At 67.6% G+C, this 4,271-nt stretch carries 1 protein-coding gene; it reads left to right on the forward strand.

Annotated elements, in window-relative coordinates:
* Window positions 1–384: 384 nt before the first annotated feature.
* Window positions 385–4,271: LamG-like jellyroll fold domain-containing protein (locus tag ACZ561_RS40025; protein ID WP_471005079.1), on the forward strand; the 3,887-nt coding region annotated here is incomplete at its 3' end.

The raw sequence follows: 4,271 nt of genomic DNA on the forward strand, positions 1-4,271 counted from the left end.
ACCGAGGACGGCGCCAAGAAGTACCCGAAGGTCCGGTTCGTTGTCGTTGACGGCACAAAAGGCGCCGGGAATGTCGCGCTCGTGACCACCGGCAAGAACCTCAAGGCGTCTGTAGCGGACGCCGTCCGGCGAGCTGTCGAAGAACGTCAAGCGTAGAGGGCGGCAGGCTACCGCGCCGCTTGTAACGATCTTGCAAAGTGGTCGACCCCGGGTGAAGCAGGCCTTCGCGCATGAGGCAGGCTCACGAAGATTTTGTAGGCACCATGTAAAGGCTCGCCCATGCGCATACGTTGGGTCCGTAGCCCTCGGCTGTCTCCACCGGGTCGTTCCGGCAGACGCAGACTGAGGGCTACGGCTCTTTTCGTCCTTGTCTTCTTCTCCGGCATGCTCACCACCGAGACGGCGATGGCCATGGGGGCCACTCTCTCGCCGGTGAAGATGCCCCAATTCTCCCTCTCCGGACTCTGGAGATGGGCCAACGAGAACCCGCTCGACACCCCCGACCAGCAGGGCGGCACCGCCAGCGGCAAGAGTCACTACGCCTCGTCCGACGCCACCAGCGCCGAGGGTGACGCCGGGCGCGAACCTGGCAAGGGCAAGGGTGAACTCGACCCCTACGAGCGGGCGACCGACAAGCCCGATGAAGCAACCACCGGCACTGCGGCCGGCGACGCGAAGAGCTTCGACGCCCGCACCAGCAAGCGGGATGCGAAGAAGTCGACGGCCACCTCGGACTTCTACGTCAACGCCGACGGCTCCACCACGGTCCGCCATCACAGCGGCCGCGCTAATTTCAAGGCTGCGGACGGTACCTGGAAGCCGATCGACACCCGGCTGACCGAGGACACCGACGGCAGGCTCCAGCAGAGCGCGAACTCGCTCGATGTCGAGTTCGCGCCGGACGCCGCCGATCAGCAGCTCGCCTCCGTCGACTTCGGCGGCGGCCGCACTCTCGCCTATGCGCTGCGGGGCGCCACGAAGACCGAGCCCACTGTGGCAGCCAACGGCACGGTCACCTACGCCGACGTGCTGCCCGACACCGATCTGCAGATCATCCCCCTCGCTGAGGGCTTCAAGGAGAACATCGTCCTGAAGTCCCCGAACGCCGGGAACTCCTGGATCTTTCCTCTCGAGGTCCAGGGCCTGACGCCCCGGATCTCAGCCGACGGCGATGTGGAGTTCACCGGCGCCGACGGCAAGGTCGTCGCGACCATCCCGCACGCGTTCATGGAAGACTCCAAGGTCGACCCGCGCTCCGGTGACCCGGCGCAGTCCCGGGCAGTGGACTACGAGCTCACCACCGTGGACGGCAAGCCGGCGCTGCGGATGACCGCGGACCGTGCCTGGCTGGACGCCCCCGAGAGGGTCTACCCGGTGACCGTCGACCCGACGGTCACCGCGTCCAACACCACGTACGTCCAGAGCAACTACGCTGCGGACCGCTCCACCGAGAGCATGATCAAGGTCGGCTCCTACGACTCCGGCGTCAACAAGGCGAACTCCTTCCTGCAGTTCCCCTCGCTGGGCACCACGCTCGCGGGGCAGCGGGTCACCGCCGCCACCCTGAACGTGTACGCCCTCTGGTCCTCGACCTGCGACCCGCGGCCGTTCTCGGTCCATCCGGTGGCCCAGTCCTGGTCGCCGACCACGACCACGACCTACCCCGGCCCGACGTACGGCGCCGCCATCGGCACGACGACGCCCGCGCCCGGAGCCTCCTGCTCCAACGACAACGACGTGGCGACCGTCGGTGTGAAGATGCCGGTGTCGCTGTCGACGTCCTGGTTCACCCAGGTCGCGACGGGTGGTGCGAACTACGGTCTCGCGTTGACTGCGCCGACCAACGACATGCTCCACTGGAAGAAGTTCCACTCCGACAATTCGGCGACCGCGGGCTTCCGCCCGGCCCTGGACCTGACCTACACGGCGAACACCAAGCCGCAGGTCAACGCCCAGTACCCGCCGGAGAACTTCCAGGCCAACACCCTGCAGCCGGAGCTGCTCGTCTACGCCAGCGACGCCGACAACTGGCCCGAGGCGCTGTCGTACTCCTTCGAGGTCTATGACGCCGACTCCACCAGCAGCACGCCCGTTGCGACTTCCGGTGTCACCGCGGAGCGTGCCTGGAAGGTGCCCGCTGGAAAGCTCAGCTGGTCGAAGAACTACAACTGGTACGTCAGCGTCACCGACGGCTACGACTCGGTGCTCTACTCCGCCAGCCGCTTCTCCACCACCGTGCCGCAGCCCCCCGTCACCTCGGGCCTGGCACAGAACACCGACGGCCACGAGTTCGACCCCTCGGACGGCAACTACACCACCGAGGACACCGACGCCGACGTGCCGGTGATCGGCCCGTCCCTCGAGATCGACCGGTCGTACAACAGCCTCGACCCGCGGATCGACCACGCCTTCGGCGCGGGCTGGTCCACGGTCGTCGACATGAAGGCGGCCGAGACCAAGGACGGCGCCGGCACGGTCACCAGCGTCGTGATCACGTACCCCGGTGGTGAGCAGGTCGCGTTCGGCCGGAACACCAACGGGACCTTCGTGCCCCCGCTGGGCCGCTACGCGCGTCTGGAAGCGGTGACGACCCCCGCCGTCGGTTACAAGCTGACGGACAAGGACTTCACCGCCTACTCCTTCACGCAGGCGACCACCAAGGCCGGCGTCTACGCGATATCCAGCATCAAGGACTTCGCCGGCCGCACCGAGACGTTCGCGTACGACGCGAACAAGCGGCTGACGAAGATAACCAACGAGACGTCCAAGCGGTCGCTGACCCTCGCCTGGTTCCAGCCGGCCGGAGCCACCGCCTGGCACGTCCAGACGGTCGCCACCGACCCGTCCACCGCGGGCGACTCGGCCACGGCCCAGACCTGGCAGTACGGCTACACGGCCGACCAGCTCACCCAGGTGTGCCCGCCCGCCGACCCGCTCAAGTGCACCGTCTACACCTACGCCACCGGCAACCACCACAGGACCACGGTCCTGGACGCCGACCCGTACGCGTACTGGAGACTGGGCGAGACGGCCGGTGAGACGGTCACCAAGGACACCGTCGACTCCAACCAGGGCAAGTACAACGGTCTGTACCGCAACGTGACCCTGGGCAGCTCGTCCGTGCTCGCCGGCTCCACCCAGAAGACGGCCACCTTCAACGGCACCACCTCGTACGTCGAGATGCCCAGCGCCCCCGGCGCCACGCCGTCCTACACGACGATCTCGCTGTGGTTCAAGACCACGCAGGCCGGCGGAGTCCTCTTCTACTACGGCGACAAGCCGCTGAGCGTCGCCGACCCGGTCGCATCCACGACGTACAACACCCCGGCGCTGTACGTCGGCACCGACGGCAAGCTCCGAGGCTGCCTGGCCACCGGCACCTGCACCACCACGATCACCTCCGCCGCCTCCGTCAACGACGGACAGTGGCACCAGGCGGTCCTCACCGGAGCAGGCAACACCCAGACCCTCTACCTGGACGGCGTCTCGCAGGGCAGCAAGGCCGGCCAGATCAAGGACTGGAACACCCCGTACATCAGCCTCGGCGCGGGCGTGAACAACCGCGGCTGGCCCGCGATGAACGCGACCGACCAGCTCGGCCACTTCTCCGGCCAGCTCGCCGAGGCCGCGATCTACACCGAGCCCCTCACCCAGAGCGTGATCTCCGCGCAGTACCAGGCCGCGAAGCGGTCCGCCGGGCTGCTGCAGACGATCACCACCCCGGGCGGCAAGACCCAGGCCTCGGTCGTCTACGGCACCACCGACGACCTCGTCCTCCAGGCGACCGACGGCAACGGCGGCACCTGGAAGCTCAACCCGCCCACGGTCACCGGCTCCTCGCAGGTCTACCGCTCCGCCGTGATGGGCTCCGCCCCCGCCGGCTACTGGCGCCTGGACGACACCCAGGCCGCACCACAGGCCGCGAACCAGGTCAACACCGGCTTCGGCACCTACAACACCGTCACGCAGGGCGTCGCCGGACCGTTCGGCACAGGCGACGCCACAGCGGGATCCTTCAACGGCACCAGCTCCTACGTGGAGATACCGTACGAACCAGGGCACACACAGCCCGACCGTTCCGTCGAGCTGTGGTTCAAGACCACCAAGCCCGGCGTACTCATGAGCGACCAGTCCCGGACGCTGGACGACCCGGCAGGCGTCGGCGGCACATACAGCGACCTGCTCTACGTCGGAACCGACAACAAGCTGCACGGCCACTGGTGGAACAGCACCTGCAACGGCACCGCCACGCTGGGCTCCACGGCGACCGT

It is taken from the genome of Streptomyces sp. NPDC039609 (genome assembly GCF_055596705.1).